This is a genomic window from Pseudoalteromonas piscicida (genome assembly GCF_002208135.1).
Classification (GTDB): domain Bacteria; phylum Pseudomonadota; class Gammaproteobacteria; order Enterobacterales; family Alteromonadaceae; genus Pseudoalteromonas; species Pseudoalteromonas piscicida_A.
Genome location: NZ_CP021646.1, coordinates 705,745 through 721,194, shown reverse-complemented (window position 1 = coordinate 721,194; position 15,450 = coordinate 705,745). Strand labels below are relative to the sequence as shown.

Genomic DNA, 15,450 nt, shown 5'->3' with positions numbered 1-15,450 from the left:
GTTATTCCTCAATTATTTTCATTAATTTTTGCCAATCTAAATGTGCTTCACAGCTGTCGGCAAGACGCGTAATTTGCCGCTCTCTGTGCTTCGCTAAATCAATCGCGGTAGTTCCCGCCTGCCTAATACCAGCCCAAGACAAGATAGCCTGTGTCGCTGCGACCGTATCAAATAAACCATGTAAATAGGTGCCTGCAATTTGGTTATCTTGAGAGATAAAACCGTCTTGCACACCGTTATTTGGATGTGTGTTAAATCGCAAGAATGGCACCTCAAGTGCCGCTCCAGAAGAGACCCCAGCATGAATTTCGTAACCAAAAATTTCAGCACCTTGCTCATCCAGTTGGCAAATGCCAGATACTTGCGTCAGTACTTTTTGCTCTGAGAGTGTGGTCTCAAAGTCAGCCAGACCAAGCCCAGCGACTTCGCCGAGTGTTGATTCCACCGCATTTGGATCTCTGATGAATTTACCTAACATTTGCAAACCGCCACACACGCCAAGTACCTTACCACCGTATCGCAGGTGCCGTTTGATTTCTTCCGCCCAACCCTGTTTGCGTAAGAAGGTTAAATCGCTCAACACATTTTTACTGCCAGGCAATATGATTAAATCACAAGGACCGATAGATTCTTGATAGCGCACATAACGCAAATCCACTTCAGGGTTTAAGCGCAAGGTGTCAAAATCTGTATGATTACTAATATGGGGAAATAGCAAGACCCTGACGCTTAACGATCCCTGTTCACAGATATTGTCCACCGTCACCGCATCTTCTGCATCGAGCGCTAAGCCGTGTAAATAGGGCAATACCCCAAGTACCGGCTTACCCGTTTTTTGCTCGAGCCAGTCAAGTCCAGATTGCAATAACGCAATATCACCACGGAAGCGATTGATCACAAACCCCTTAACCAAGCTTTGTTCATAGTCACTTAATAGCGCAAGAGTGCCAACCAAGTGTGCGAACACCCCGCCTTTGTCGATATCAGCGATAATGATCACGGGGCATGCAACTTCACAGGCAAACCCCATATTGGCAACGTCATTTTCACGCAGATTGATCTCAGCCGGGCTCCCCGCCCCTTCCACTATGCACAGCTCAAATTGTTCGCTGAGGCGTTGATGTGAGGAAAGTACGGCCTCCATCGCTACCTTTTTGTAATCATGATAAGCGGCTGCTTCCATATTGCTAATGGCTTTGCCGTGAATGATCACTTGTGCGCCGGTGTCAGAGTTTGGCTTAAGCAAAATAGGATTAAAGTCTGTGGATAGCGGGACTTTTGCGGCTTCGGCTTGGAGTGCTTGTGCCCGACCAATTTCACCGCCGCAAGGTGTGACGGCACTATTTAGTGCCATATTTTGCGGCTTAAAAGGCGCAACAGATAAGCCTCTACGCTGCAGCACCCGGCAAAGTCCCGCAACCAGTGTACTTTTACCGGCATCCGACGTGGTGCCCTGCACCATTAAGGTTTTCATACGTCTTGACCTTTTAAACATTGTGGCAAGCCTGCAATAACAAAGTCGACTCTGTCGGCCACTTTGGCAATGTCTTGATGGAGCCAACCAGACTCATCAACAAACTCACGGCTTAGCTCACCCAACGGGATTATCCCATGTCCCACTTCGTTACTCACCAAAATAACAGTGGCAGCACAGCTTTCTAGTGCCGCCAGTAAATGCTCCTTTTTGTCTATGGTCGCGGCCTTACCCATTTCGCATAAGCCAAAACTCAGCCACAAGGTCAAACAATCGATAAGTAACAGCGCATCTTCGCGTGCAGTAGCAATAAGCTTATCAATGTGCCACGGCTCTTCTACTAGCTGCCAGCGGCTATCGCGCTGCATCTGGTGAGCAAACACTCGGCTTTTCATTTCTTCATCTTGGGCCTTTGCAGTTGCAACATAGTAAAGTTCGTTCACCGCACCTTGCTCTAACAATACAATAGCGCGCTGCTCTGCCAAGCGACTCTTACCTGAGCGAGCACCGCCCAGTATTAACTGTATTTGTGCCATTAAAGATGACCCACAATAAAAAGCAAAATAACAAGCTCAGCGAGTTGCTGCGCGGCCCCTAAACAGTCTCCGGTGTAACCACCAAGCTGAGCGTTAAACCATTTAATGCACACAAGTCTTAGCACAAATAAACCAGTGCACAGCATCAGCAAGTCGAACAGTGAAAGCGCAAGCCATAGCCAACAAAAAATTAAAATCGCGATGGTAGTGAGCATAAGACGAGTCACCGCAGCACCCGATAGATGTTTCGCTACCGGCTTAACTTTGCTCAGCTTATCAGCCTGTACATAGTTAAGCGCACCGATTAAAGACACCGCAAAGGCACGGCTTAGGCTGTGGGCTAAAATAAGCGAAGCGAGTGTCATTGCAAAATCATTGAAGAGCATGCTCAAAAGCGCAAATTTGGCCAATAACAGCAATATCAGCGCACAACTACCATATGTACCAAGACGGCTATCTTTCATGATCTCAAGCTTTTGTTCACGGCTCCAGCCACCGCCAAAACCGTCAAAAACATCAGCAAAACCATCTTCGTGAAAAGCGCCGGTAAGTAAAATACCCGCAGCCAGTGCAACAACAGCGCCGAACATTGGTGATACACTATCACTGGCAACATAGCCAAGCATGGCCGATAATCCTCCCACAAATAAACCAACTAAAGCAAAGTAACCACTCACTTCGTTGAGTTCATTGGATGAAGGGGCGGGATCCAGGCGAATTGGCACTCGCGTTAAAAACACCACGGCAAGCCTAAACAGTCGCCACTCTTGTTGCCACTGCATTATGCGTCTACCACTTGCGTAACGTGGGCATCGGCAAAGCTTGCCATTTCGCAAAAAAAGCCTAGCGCAGCTTGTAATAATGGTAGCGCTAGCGCGGCTCCCGTACCCTCACCCAAGCGCATATCTAAATGTAGTAATGGCTCAGCATTTAACTGCTCTAACATTAACTTATGGCCTTGCTCCATAGAGCCGTGAGCAAACACCATATATTGCTTACTATGTGGTGCTATTCTACTTGCCAGCATAGCCGCTGCGGTGGAGATGAAACCATCCACTATGATTACTTTTTGTGCACGTGCAACCGCCAGCATGGCGCCAACCATTTGCACAATTTCAAAGCCACCAAGGCGCTGCAAAATTTGTTCTGGCGTCGCAAGCTTATCTTGATGATATTCTAGAGCCTGTTTGATAAGTGCCCGTTTTTTGCAAAGCGTTTCATCGTCAATGCCTGTACCGCGCCCCACACATAATTCCACACTCGCACCACTGAGCGCTGCTAAAATTGCAGCTGCGGAACTGGTATTGCCAATCCCCATTTCACCAAAAGCAATCACGTTGCTACCTGCTGCAATAGCGGACATCACCACTTGTTCTCCATATTCAAGCCCTTGCTTGAGCTGTATTTCGCTCATCGCGGGCTGTTTATGAAAAGCGTGAGTAATATCGCCAAGTCGCTGCGAGCGCAAATTCGGCGCAGGCTCACATGGCACTAATGTGCCGCAGTCTACTACGGTTAACTGCCAACCAAGTTGCCGACAAAAGACGTTGATCGCTGCACCACCCTGCACAAAGTTTGCAACCATTTGCCCAGTCACTTCGCTTGGCGCAATAGAAACCCCTTGGCTTGCAATACCATGGTCGCCCGCAAAAACAAACATTGCAGGGCGTGTTATTGCTAAGTGCTCTATGTCCAATTGCGTCAGCCCTTGTGAGAAGATCTGTACTAGCTGCGCAGCCAAGGCTTCAAGCTTACCAAGCGCACCTAGCGGTTTGGTTTTTAAGTCAATGCGCTGTTGAATAAGCGTGTTTAAGCGTGTATCTAACGGTTTAACCATGGGTAACTCCGACGCCTCCAGAGCGGCGATTTTTGAAAATAAGCAATGCTAAGAAGAACACGCTGCCAATGGCGGCGGTGATCACGCCCACGGGAAGCTCCTGATTATCGATAAGAGTGCGCGACAATACATCCACCCATAGCATCAAAAGCGAACCGCAAAGCGCGGTGGCCACAAGCCCAATAACCTTTGCTTGCGAGATAAAAAAGCGCACGATATGCGGGATCATCAAGCCTACAAATCCGACTCCGCCGCACGCAGCCACAAGTACTGCGGTGAGTAAGGAGCTCAATAACAACATACCTATTCGTACTCGTCCTACATTCACGCCAAGCGTGGTGGCACTCTCATCTCCGAGCAACAAGGCGTTGAGTGGCCGACGCATCACTAAAAGCGTGATAAAACTCAGCAACACGACCAAACATGGAAGCCATAGCCATTGCCAGCTCGCCCTTGCAAATGAGCCTAGATTCCAAAACAAGATTGCACTGATGGCTTGAGGGTCACTCCAATAAAGCAACAAACTGGTAAAGGCACTGAACAGAAAAGAAAGTGCGACGCCCGCCAAGAGCATAGTTTCCACCTGCTGCAGTGCATTGCGTTTTGCCACAAATAAAAGCAGCAAGATAGACAGCAAACTTCCGACAAATGCAGCCCCAGACATCATTAAACTAGACTGTGCACCAAACAGCGCGATAAGTACCACCACACCGAATGAAGCACCTGAAGAAATACCAAATAAATAAGGATCAGCTAGAGGGTTACGCGTCACGGTTTGCAAAATAAGACCCGCTATCGCCAGTCCTGCTCCCGCGCTCATCGCCAGTAACGTCCGTGGCAGACGAAGTTCAACTACCACCCGTTGTTGAAGTACGTTGGGATCGAAATTAATAATCGCTTGTATGACCGTATGCCAAGATAAATCAATCGCACCGATCTTAAGTGCCATCAGCATGCTAAAACAGCATAAACTCAATAGCAGTACCGAGATCAACGCGATCCGCTTTGCGGCAATCATAACTGATATCCGTAATGAAAGCGTATATGCGGGATCTCACTGTTATTGGGCGGATGACGGACAGCAGAAACCCCAGCACATACTCCAAAAACTTGGCTTAATAGGGTTTCGTTAATGACTTCAAGTGGCGACCCATCTGCAACAAGCTCACCGTTATTTAATACTAATAAGCGGTCGCACAAGGCGCTAGCCAAATTTAAATCGTGAAAAGAGGCAATGATAGTAACGCCAAGCTGTTTGGCCAGTTCCATAATTTGGATTTGATATTTAATGTCCAAATGGCTGGTGGGCTCATCCATTATTAATACTTGAGGCGCTTGCACCATAGCACGTGCGATCATTGCCCTTTGCTTCTCCCCACCAGACAAGGAGCTAAAACATTGCTCCAACTTATGGCTCAATCCAACCTGCTCAATGGCATGTAAGATTGCCTGTTTTTCAGCAGCCGTCGTTGTCGCGAGCAGTGATTTGTTTGGTGTTAGCCCCATCAATACCATATCGAATAATGGCAGAGTAAACTCAGCGGGGATCTCTTGTAGCACGACGGCAACATTTCTCGCGTAGGCCTTACGTCCATAACTGGCTAGCGGCTTACCGTTAAAAAGTAGCGCCCCAGAGCTTGGCGTTGTGTATTGATATAACGTGCGCAGCAAGGTCGACTTTCCAGCTCCATTCGGTCCGAGCAAACCAATAAATTCACCCGAATTAATAGCAAAGCTGAGTGCCTTTAAGATGGCTTTACCACCAAGCTGCACGCTAAGTTTATCGACTTGAAACTGTGGAGTGACCGCCATAGCACCTCTGATTGGGCACGGCAAAGAGACAACCTAGCGAGTAAGCTGCTACTTTGACTTAAGTCTGCCCGCTTAAGTATATGGATAGGCCTTGGTATCTGACTTATGCAAGAGATAACACTCAAACACTTACAGTTGCGGGGACAGTTGAGGACTCACACCTCATTCCCAATATCTGCCTATCGTGAAATTTGCAATATTATGAAGTCTAGACGTCTAAAATACAACTTTTGGCCAAGCGCTTTGATTACTGTCGTAAAATATCTCAACTTTTACTATACCCGCATAAGGAATAGTTATATTTGACTGGTGTGCGGTAAATTCCGGTGGCAGGTCAAGAATAAGTGCAATAAGCGCTTTTATTACGCCTGCATGCGCGACGACGGCGATACACTCTTCACTTGGCGACGCCAAAATGCTGTGCCACCACGTGGCAACCCGATGATGAAAATCATGCATAGACTCGCCCTCAGGAGGCGTGTGCTGCCAAGGGTTTTGCCAAAAGTCACCAATACTTGGAGATTGGGTGTCGCGCCAAAGTGTATCATAGGGTTTTCCATCCCATTGTCCAAAGTCAAATTCGGCGAGATTCGGCTCCACGTCAACGGGGAGTTGATACTGTTTTGCAAATGCTTTCGCGGTATTCAGGCAGCGCTTTCGTGGCGAACTAATAACACGCTGCAGACCACCTAGACTCGTTAACGATTGCAGCAATTGCTGAGCGCCGGCTGTACTCAATTCGGGATCGGTCACTCCGAGTAGATGGTCTGACATGGTCGTTTCACCATGACGAACAAAATAGAGTTGCCGTTGCATATTTACTTCACCTGAGGTTTGTTACCCAAAAAGCAAAAACGCAAGCTAAGCTTGCGTTTTCAATTAATATTATTCCACGGTTACAGGATCTGGTTTTCTTTCCACATCTCTTCTTTTGCTAACCGCTTTTTGCGTTTGTCGCATGGATCGTCGCAATCACAGATTTTATCAATACCCATTGAGCCCAAACCACCACAGCTACTCGCCATGGATTTCTTTTGTACGATAACGCCTACAGCCATCGCAACAGCGATAAGCATAAGTAAACCGAAAGTAAGGAGGAATAAAGACATTATCTAGCCCCTTTTATTGCTACATTGAATTGAGTGACGACGCGCAAATTATACGCTTTCATGGCGTCACTCACAATTAAATTATGGGGTGTTGCACAGCTTAATTCAAGTACGGCTCAAACGCTTCACTTGCGTAACTCTTGATCCCTTCAGGGCTTTTATACATCAAATATACGGGGAGTTGATGCTCGGTGGCATACGCCTTTGCGCGCTCCGTGCCCATCACGGTCAATGCTGTCGCTAAGCCATCAGCCGTCATCGCAGATGGATGCAGTACCGTTACCGATACTAGCTCATGTTTAACCGGGCGACCTGTTGTTGGGTCAATAAGGTGTGTAAAGGTTTCACCGTCCATTTCATAGAAAATACGGTAGTCACCTGAGGTTGCAATACCATTTTTGCCAGGCTCTATCACACGGTGAATTTGGCGTTGACCAACAGGTGCATCGGGTTTCTCGATAGCGATACGCCACTCACCATCCGGTTTCTTGCCAGAAACACGAAGCTCGCCGCCGATTTCAACCATATAGTCATGAATATCATGGCTCTCAATCACCTCAGCGACCTTATCTATGCCATAACCTTTAGCGGTTGCAGAGAATGATAATTCAAGCCCCGCAACTGTCTTCGCAAGACCACGATTATTTAAAATAAGCTTATCGACACCGATACGAGTGCGCATATCGTCTAACTCAGCCTGCGACGGACGCATTGTTGGCCTTTTGTCAGGACCAAACCCCCACAAATCGATAAGTGGTCCCATCGTAACATCAAGCGTTTTGGTCGACTTTCCAAGGCGGATAGACTCAGCAACTACCAAGCGAAAATCTTCACTAATAGGCATGACTGTATTCGCTGCTAAACGATTGAACTGGTTAATCTCAGAATCTGGTATATAAGTGGACATAGATTGATTAACAACCTTTAATGCTTGCTCAACCTCATCGTGCAACTGCGCTTGTTCGAGCAGCTTTTCGCCGGGGAATACCTTAATGTTGTATGTCGTACCCATGGTTTTGCCGGACAGCACGATTTCCTTAGCTTCAGGTTTTGCGTCTTGGCACCCTGTTAAAAAAACGAATAAAAACGAAATGATAAAAAATCGAGATAAAAAAGCGTCACTTGCTTGCATCAGAATTCCCTGAGTTTAGTACCAACGGGTATAAAAAAGCCCTCGAGCAAAGTATTTTGCTGGAGGGCTTATATTCTAACTTAAGTTCATCGTTAGACCGAAGCCTAATTAACCACCGAAGTCATCAAGTAGGATGTTTTCGTCTTCAACACCTAAGTCTTTAAGCATGTTAATCACTGCCGCGTTCATCATTGGAGGACCACACATGTAGAACTCACAATCTTCTGGCGCTTCATGGTCTTTAAGATAGTTTTCAAAAAGTACGTTATGAATGAAGCCAGTGTAACCTTCCCAGTTATCCTCTGGTTGAGGATCTGAAAGGGCAACATGCCATTCGAAGTTATCATTTTCTTCTGCTAGACCGTCGAAGTCTTCCACGTAGAACATTTCACGCTTAGAACGTGCACCGTACCAGAAAGACATCTTACGCTTAGAGTTAAGACGCTTAAGCTGATCGAAGATGTGTGAACGCATTGGCGCCATACCAGCACCACCACCAACGAATACCATTTCTGCATCTGTGTCTTTCGCGAAGAATTCACCGAATGGACCAGAAATGGTAACCTTGTCACCCTCTTTTAGTGACCAGATGTACGATGACATCTTACCACAAGGTAAAGTTAGGTTATTTGGCGGCGGAGTCGCGATACGTACGTTTAGCATAATGATGCCGAACTCTTCTGGATAGTTAGCCATTGAGTATGCACGGATCGTTTCTTCGTCAACTTTAGACTCTAGCTTAAAGAAACCAAAACGTTCCCAGTCAGCACGATATTCTTCAGGAATATCATAGTCTGCATATTTAACATGGTGAGCTGGTGCTTCAATCTGAATGTAACCACCGGCACGGAAAGGTACAACTTCACCTTCAGGGATGCCTAGTTTTAGCTCCTTGATGAAGGTTGCTTTGTTATCGTTAGAGATAACTGTACACTCCCATTTTTTAACACCGAAGATTGATTCTTCAACTTCGATTTCCATGTCGTTTTTAACGTTAACCTGACACGCTAGACGACAGCCTTCACGTGCTTCACCTTTAGAGATATGGTCAAGTTCGGTTGGTAGAATATCACCACCACCCTCTTTAATATGTACGCGACACTGGCCACATGAGCCACCGCCACCACACGCAGACGATACGAAAATACCCGCGTTTGCAAGTGCACCTAGTAGCTTACCGCCAGCAGGAGTCTTGATCGCTTTTTCAGGATCGCCGTTAATATCAATTGTAACGTCACCGCTTGCTACAAGCTTCGATTTCGCTGCAATGATAATAAGCACTAGCATCACAACGATAGCGATGAACATGCTTACGCCTAATACAATAGTTTCCATCGTATAGTTTCCTCGCTACCTTACAGTGAAATACCAGAGAATGACATGAAGCCAAAGCCCATTAGACCTACAGTAACAAAGGTAATACCTAAGCCACGTAAACCATCAGGAACGTCTGCATACTTCATCTTCTCACGAATACCTGCTAACAATACGATAGCAAGTGCCCAGCCCACACCTGAACCTAGACCATAAACTACAGATTCACCGAAGTTTAGGTTACGCTCAACCATGAATGATACCGCACCGAAAATCGCACAGTTAACTGTGATTAGCGGTAGGAAGATACCCAGTGCGTTGTACAGTGCAGGGAAGAACTTGTCCAATGTCATTTCTAGAATTTGAACAAGCGCTGCGATTACACCAATAAACGTCAAGAATCGTAGGAAGCTAAGATCCACTTCAGGGAACCCTAACCACTCCAATGCACCAGGTGCTAGCACTGCGTGATAAACTAAGTTGTTTACAGGTACAGAAATACCTAGAACAACGATTACTGCAATACCTAGACCTAATGACGTGGTTACTTTCTTAGATACCGCCAAGAAAGTACACATACCTAAGAAGAAAGACAAAGCTAAGTTTTCAATGAAAACCGCTTTTATAAATAAATTAATATATTGTTCCATCTCTCTCCCCTTACGCCTTCGCTTCTACTTGCTCTTTCTTCCAAGTACGTAGTGCCCAAATAAATGCACCGACGATGAAGAATGAGCTGAATGGCATAACTAGTAGACCCATAGGCTGATACCAACCACCTTCTGAGATAAGTGGTAAAATTTCAACGCCAAACAATGTGCCTGCACCAAATAGTTCACGGATAAAGCCAACTGTTAGAAGAACAACAGAGTAACCTAGGCCGTTACCAATACCGTCAAGGAATGACATTGTTGGTGGTGACTTCATTGCATATGCTTCTGCACGACCCATTACGATACAGTTAGTAATGATAAGGCCGATGAACGTTGATAGTTCTTTCGCTGTTGAGTAAACAACGGCTTGAAGCACTTGGTCTACAACGATTACTAGAGATGCAATAATCGTCATTTGTACAATGATACGCACACTTGAAGGAATGTGGTTACGGATCATTGAGATAAATAAACTTGAAAACGCAGTAACCAATGTCAACGCGATCGACATGATAAGTGCATTTTTAAGGCTTGAAGTTACCGCTAGTGCAGAACAGATCCCCAACACTTGCAGTGCAATCGGGTTGTTCGCAAAAACAGGACCAAACAAGACTTCCTTCATTTCTTTTGCATTAGCCATTAGTTCAATGCTCCTTTACGTACTTTCGCAAGGAATGGACCAAACGCTTTGTCGCTCGTCCAGAAATCAACTGTGTGATCAACACCGTTAGAAGTAAGTGTTGCACCAGATAGACCATCTACCTTGTGTTCGTTACCGCCAGCACTACCTTTAACTACGTCGATTGGAAGCTCTTTACCTTCCCAAAGTGCAGTCCACTTAGGGTTTTGGATTTCACCACCAAGACCTGGAGTTTCGCTGTGCTTATAAAAGTTGATTGACTTAATTGTCTCACCATCAGCTTCCAGCGCAAGGAAGCCATACATCACACCCCAAAGGCCGTAACCTTGGATTGGTAGAATGATAGTAGAGACATTGCCTTGGTCATCTTTTGCAAAATAAACCGGTGAGTTATTCGTAATACGTTGAATACCCGCTTTATCTTCTTCTTTAGAAAGCTTGTAACTACGCTTGGCATCAAACTTAGTCGCTTCAAAGTCAAAAGTTTCCGCTTTAACGTCCTCAACAAATTCACCTGTTTCTAGGCTAACAACACGTGATTCGATATTTTGGTTAAAAACTTCAGACACGTTTTTAACTTTATCGTAGCCAGCAACGGCTAAAATGTTGCGTTGAATATCTTCGTTTTTGTTTGCTTGCTGCATAGGGCGAAGCTGAACCGAAGCAAAAGATACTACGATTGCACACACTAAACATAAGCCAACAACTACGCCGAGCGTTTTGCCCATTGATTCATTCTTAGTTGACACGTGCCAATCTCCTCTTCACATTAGACTGCACTACGAAGTGGTCGAATAATGGAGCAAAAAGGTTAGCGAATAGGATTGCCAACATCATGCCCTCTGGGTATGCCGGGTTAACAACACGGATAAGCACAACCATTACACCGATTAGCGCACCGTATAACCACTTACCTTTGTCTGTGAAAGACGCAGATACTGGGTCTGTTGCCATAAAGAACATACCAAATGCAAAACCACCAAGTACTAAGTGCCAATGCCAAGGCATTGCAAACGCAGCGTTTGTTTCAGAACCGATTGCATTTAGAACAAATGACATCACAACCATACCGATGAATGTACCTAGCACGATGCGCCATGAGGCGATACGAACATAAACAAGGAACAAACCACCAAGTAAGATTGCCAGTGTAGATGTTTCACCTACAGAGCCTTGGATAAAGCCATAAAACGCGTTAAACCATAGGTCCATGTTGCTGTAATCTAATACGCCCGCAGTCGCTTGACCTAAGTATGTCGCACCAGAAAACGAGTCAACCGCTGTCCACACTGTGTCACCAGAAATATCAGCAGGGTAAGCGAAGAACAGGAACGCACGGCCAGCAAGTGCTGGGTTTAGGAAGTTACGACCTGTACCGCCAAAGATTTCCTTCGCGATTACGACACCGAAAGTGATACCTAAAGCAGCTTGCCATAGTGGAATTGTCGCAGGCAGAATAAGCGCAAACAATACCGAAGTTACGAAGAAACCTTCGTTTACTTCGTGCTTACGAACTGACGCGAATAACACTTCCCAGAAACCACCAACCGCAAACACCGTTGCATAAATAGGGAGGAAGAAACATGCACCATAGAACATCTTGGCGCCCCAACCTGCATCAGCAGTTAATTCACCACCAAGCGCTTGGAAGATAGCTACCTGCCAAGTATTAGCAAGCTCAAAACCATTACCTAGTGCAAGCGCAGCTTGGTGACCGATGTTGAACATACCAAAGAACATTGCAGGGAACGTCGCCATCCACACTAAAATCATAATACGTTTTAGGTCGATGTTATCACGAACGTGCGTTGCACCTTTGTTTACATAACCTGGAGTATAGAAGATAGTTGCTACGGCTTCGTAAAGCGCATACCACTTCTCGTGTTTACCACCAGGTTCAAAGTGAGGTTCAATGTCTTCTAAAAATTTCTTTAAGGCCATTTTTAACCTTCCTTCTCGATAGTAGTCAGGCAATCGCGCAGGATTGAACCGTACTCATATTTGCCCGGACATACGTAAGTACATAGTGCTAAATCTTCTTCATCTAGCTCTAGTGCACCCAACGAAATCGCAGAATCTAGATCACGTGAAATAAGATCACGTAATAATAGGGTTGGCAAAATATCGAGTGGCATAACACGCTCATAGTTACCGATTGGCACCATTGCACGCTTAGAACCACCTGTAGACGTTGTCATTTTGAACAAACGGCTAGGTGCTAAGTGTGAAATGAATGTACGCGTTACTGAGAATTTGTCACTACCTGGCGCGATCCAGCCAAAAAGCTCTTTCTCGCGACCTTCAAGTAATACAGATACTTGAGTATGGTAACGACCAAGGTAAGCGTGAGGGCCAGTTGCTGTTTTACCAGCTAACACAGAGCCAGAAATGACTCGGTTATCACCGTCTTCAAGCTCGCCTGCAACTAAATCTGTTAGCGACGCACCGACATGAGTTTTCACTAAGCGAGGATTCTTAACACGAGGACCCGCTAGAGAAACAACTCTGTCCGTATAGATTTCACCTGTAAGGAACAACTTACCAAACGCGATGACATCTTGGTAACCAATGTGCCAAACTTGCTTGTTTGTACCTACAGAATCTAGGAAGTGAATGTGAGTACCCACGTTACCTGCTGGGTGTACACCTGCAAACTCGTGAACTTCTACTTGTGAGATAGAAGAACTAGGTACGTTAGCACCCGCTTTCTTACACACAAATACTTTGCCTTCAGTCAAACGAGATACGACCGCTAGACCCGCTTCAAACGCTTCCACGTTTTCTGCGATGATAACAGCAGGATCTGCTGCTAACGGATTAGTATCTGTTGCTGTCACAAAGATTGAGCTAGGTGTTGCACTCGGCACAGCGACACGGCTGAATGGACGTGCACGAAGCGCTGGCCATTGACCAGACTCGATTAGCACTTCCTTCACTTTGTCAGAGTCTAGGTTGCTTAATTCAGCAGCTGAAAACTTCTCAAAAGTGATTTGCTCGTCGCCTTGAACTTCGATCACAACGGATTGAAGTACACGCTTAGCACCACGGTTAATTTCTTTAACTACACCAGAAGCTGGCGCAGTAAACTTGACGCCTGGGTTCTTTTTATCTTCAAAAAGAACTTGGCCTTTTTTGACTTGGTCATCCACACGAATATGCATGGTAGGACGCATACCTATGAATTCTTCACCTAGCACAGCTACTCGTTTGACAGCAGAACCATCATGAATAACTTGCTGAGGTGCGCCCTCGATTGGTAAGTCCAGACCTTTTTTTATGTTGATCATACGCACTTGCATTACATTAACGGAAAGAAACTGAAAATATCTTTAGTCACCACAGCGCCACCTCGTTTGTACTAAGTATTAGGTATAAAGAGCAGAAAGTTATGAGTCCGAATAGGGTTCCCAAACAAGCCCCTTTAAAATACCCCTCAACGCACAAAAAAGCAGCGTCGTGATAAAAGTCCTCACATATTTCTCTGATTTTAACATTAATCGTACTGAGTATGCGAGTGGAATTATGAAATTAATACGACTTTAACGTGGATTTAGATTAGTTGAAAAATCCATCACTGGAAGGAGTATAGACCAAAGTTGCATAGATAAAATTTTTCTTACCCTAATCTGCAAAATAAGTAAAAATTCGAACAATCAAACAAAAACGGGCAAGGTACCAATTAGCACTTTGCCCGCAAAATCAAAAAAGGTGAGATCAAAAACCGTGAAATTAAACGAGGTGATTAATTTCTACCGTTGCATCCACATCCACTTCGTAATCTACGCCGTCGACCCCAAAGCCGAATAGCTTCAAGAATTCGTTGTGATAGCCAACATAATCCGTCAGTTCGTCGATTGTATCTGTATCAACGGTATCCCAAATGGTTTGTACACGCGCTTGAACGCCGTCTTCTAGTTCCTTATAGTTTTGGAACAAATGACCGGCATCATCAAAGCGTGGCGATTGCCCATATAGGTTTTCAGTAAACAAGCCATGGATTTGCTCGATCGTCCCTTCATACGTGCCATCCCCTTTCATCACTTTGAAAAGTGCAGAAATATATAAAGGCATAATCGGGATAGCAGAGCTTGCCTGCGTCACTACTGCATTTAATGACGACACATACGCTTCGCCGTTAATATCAGCTGTAGTTTCGCGAATTGCTAGCGTCGCACGGTCCAAGTCTTCTTTGGCTTTACCAATAGTTGCGTGACCGTATATTGGCCAAGTCAACTCTTTACCGATATAAGTGTATGCCGTTGTTTTAAAACCTTCAGCTAACACATCCGCTTGTTTAAGCGCATCAATCCAAAGTTCCCAGTCTTCACCCCCATCACTTTAACCGTATTGGCGATTTCGTCTTCGTCAGCAGCTTCAACTGTCATTTCATCAATGACGCGCTTTGAAGTATTCAGGTTTTTAGTGGTGATAGCTGAGCCAATTGGCTTAAGTGTTGAAGAGTAAACTTCATCAGATTTAGGGTCTTTACGACGAGGAGAAGCAAGGCTATATACCACTAAATCTACTTTACCCAGTTCCGCTTTGATGGTGTCGATGGCTTTTTGCTTCAACTCATCAGAAAACGCATCGCCATTGATATTTTTAGACCATAAACCCGCTTCTTCTGCAGCTTGTTGGAATGCAGCCGTATTATACCAACCTGCTGACGCCGTTTTTTTCTCCGAACCTTCTTTTTCAAAGAAGATACCTAGTGTTTTCGCACCAGCCCCAAATGCAGCAGTAATACGCGATGCCAAGCCATAACCTGTCGATGCACCAATCACTAATACATTTTTAGGACCATTTTCAATTTGGCCTTGTTGTTTTACGTAGTCAATCTGTTCTTGAACGTGTGCAGCACAGCCTGCAGGGTGTGCATTAGTGCAAATAAATCCACGAATTTTTGGTTTAATGACCATAAGAGATCCTATCCATTGATTTGA

The 15,450-nt window shown here is 45.3% G+C and carries 15 protein-coding genes, 1 pseudogene and 1 riboswitch; all 16 genes and pseudogenes read right to left on the bottom strand.

Annotated elements, in window-relative coordinates:
• Nucleotide 1: 1 nt before the first annotated feature.
• The 16 genes and pseudogenes from B1L02_RS03420 to fabV all read right to left on the bottom strand — a co-directional run bounded on the left by B1L02_RS03420 (nucleotide 2) and on the right by fabV (nucleotide 15,426).
• Complete coding sequence (locus B1L02_RS03420) at nucleotides 2–1,474, bottom strand: cobyric acid synthase (protein WP_088529925.1); 1,473 nt, start codon at nucleotides 1,472–1,474, stop codon at nucleotides 2–4.
• Nucleotides 1,471–2,010, bottom strand: coding sequence for a bifunctional adenosylcobinamide kinase/adenosylcobinamide-phosphate guanylyltransferase (gene cobU / locus B1L02_RS03415; RefSeq protein WP_088529924.1), 540 nt, complete (start codon nucleotides 2,008–2,010; stop codon nucleotides 1,471–1,473). Before cobU ends, B1L02_RS03420 begins: the two co-directional genes overlap by 4 nt.
• The gene (locus tag B1L02_RS03410; RefSeq protein ID WP_088529923.1) at nucleotides 2,010–2,792 is read right to left on the bottom strand and encodes an adenosylcobinamide-GDP ribazoletransferase; all 783 of its coding nucleotides are present in this window, start codon (nucleotides 2,790–2,792) and stop codon (nucleotides 2,010–2,012) included. The genes cobU and B1L02_RS03410 overlap by 1 nt, the downstream gene beginning before the upstream one ends.
• The gene (cobT, locus tag B1L02_RS03405) at nucleotides 2,792–3,847 is read right to left on the bottom strand and encodes a nicotinate-nucleotide--dimethylbenzimidazole phosphoribosyltransferase (RefSeq protein WP_088529922.1); all 1,056 of its coding nucleotides are present in this window, start codon (nucleotides 3,845–3,847) and stop codon (nucleotides 2,792–2,794) included. The genes B1L02_RS03410 and cobT overlap by 1 nt, the downstream gene beginning before the upstream one ends.
• Entirely contained in the window at nucleotides 3,840–4,865 is a 1,026-nt protein-coding gene (locus tag B1L02_RS03400) for a FecCD family ABC transporter permease (protein ID WP_088529921.1), read from the bottom strand. The genes cobT and B1L02_RS03400 overlap by 8 nt, the downstream gene beginning before the upstream one ends.
• Nucleotides 4,862–5,659, bottom strand: a complete 798-nt coding sequence (locus B1L02_RS03395) for an ABC transporter ATP-binding protein (protein ID WP_088529920.1) — start codon at nucleotides 5,657–5,659, stop codon at nucleotides 4,862–4,864. The genes B1L02_RS03400 and B1L02_RS03395 overlap by 4 nt, the downstream gene beginning before the upstream one ends.
• A gap of 92 nt (nucleotides 5,660–5,751) precedes the next feature.
• Nucleotides 5,752–5,832: riboswitch (cobalamin riboswitch) on the bottom strand.
• A 43-nt stretch (nucleotides 5,833–5,875) separates the two neighbouring features.
• Nucleotides 5,876–6,475: a histidine phosphatase family protein gene (locus B1L02_RS03390; protein ID WP_088529919.1), complete on the bottom strand. Its 600-nt coding sequence runs from the start codon at nucleotides 6,473–6,475 to the stop codon at nucleotides 5,876–5,878.
• An 80-nt stretch (nucleotides 6,476–6,555) separates the two neighbouring features.
• Entirely contained in the window at nucleotides 6,556–6,768 is a 213-nt protein-coding gene (nqrM, locus tag B1L02_RS03385; protein ID WP_010372193.1) for a (Na+)-NQR maturation NqrM, read from the bottom strand.
• Between the two features lie 100 nt (nucleotides 6,769–6,868).
• Nucleotides 6,869–7,900: an FAD:protein FMN transferase gene (locus B1L02_RS03380; protein WP_088529918.1), complete on the bottom strand. Its 1,032-nt coding sequence runs from the start codon at nucleotides 7,898–7,900 to the stop codon at nucleotides 6,869–6,871.
• Between the two features lie 108 nt (nucleotides 7,901–8,008).
• Nucleotides 8,009–9,235 (bottom strand): NADH:ubiquinone reductase (Na(+)-transporting) subunit F, encoded by a 1,227-nt coding sequence (gene nqrF / locus B1L02_RS03375; RefSeq protein WP_088529917.1) that lies wholly within the window; start codon nucleotides 9,233–9,235, stop codon nucleotides 8,009–8,011.
• Nucleotides 9,236–9,255: 20 nt separating this feature from the next.
• Entirely contained in the window at nucleotides 9,256–9,864 is a 609-nt protein-coding gene (gene nqrE, locus B1L02_RS03370) for an NADH:ubiquinone reductase (Na(+)-transporting) subunit E (protein ID WP_088529916.1), read from the bottom strand.
• Nucleotides 9,865–9,874: 10 nt separating this feature from the next.
• Nucleotides 9,875–10,507: an NADH:ubiquinone reductase (Na(+)-transporting) subunit D gene (locus tag B1L02_RS03365; protein WP_010372200.1), complete on the bottom strand. Its 633-nt coding sequence runs from the start codon at nucleotides 10,505–10,507 to the stop codon at nucleotides 9,875–9,877.
• The gene (locus B1L02_RS03360) at nucleotides 10,507–11,256 is read right to left on the bottom strand and encodes a Na(+)-translocating NADH-quinone reductase subunit C (protein ID WP_088529915.1); all 750 of its coding nucleotides are present in this window, start codon (nucleotides 11,254–11,256) and stop codon (nucleotides 10,507–10,509) included. The genes B1L02_RS03365 and B1L02_RS03360 overlap by 1 nt, the downstream gene beginning before the upstream one ends.
• On the bottom strand, nucleotides 11,246–12,448 hold the full coding sequence (locus B1L02_RS03355) for an NADH:ubiquinone reductase (Na(+)-transporting) subunit B (protein ID WP_088529914.1): 1,203 nt from the start codon (nucleotides 12,446–12,448) through the stop codon (nucleotides 11,246–11,248). Before B1L02_RS03355 ends, B1L02_RS03360 begins: the two co-directional genes overlap by 11 nt.
• A gap of 2 nt (nucleotides 12,449–12,450) precedes the next feature.
• Nucleotides 12,451–13,794: a Na(+)-translocating NADH-quinone reductase subunit A gene (locus tag B1L02_RS03350; protein ID WP_088532234.1), complete on the bottom strand. Its 1,344-nt coding sequence runs from the start codon at nucleotides 13,792–13,794 to the stop codon at nucleotides 12,451–12,453.
• Nucleotides 13,795–14,236: 442 nt separating this feature from the next.
• Nucleotides 14,237–15,426: pseudogene (fabV, locus tag B1L02_RS03345) on the bottom strand (enoyl-ACP reductase FabV).
• Nucleotides 15,427–15,450 lie beyond the last annotated feature (24 nt).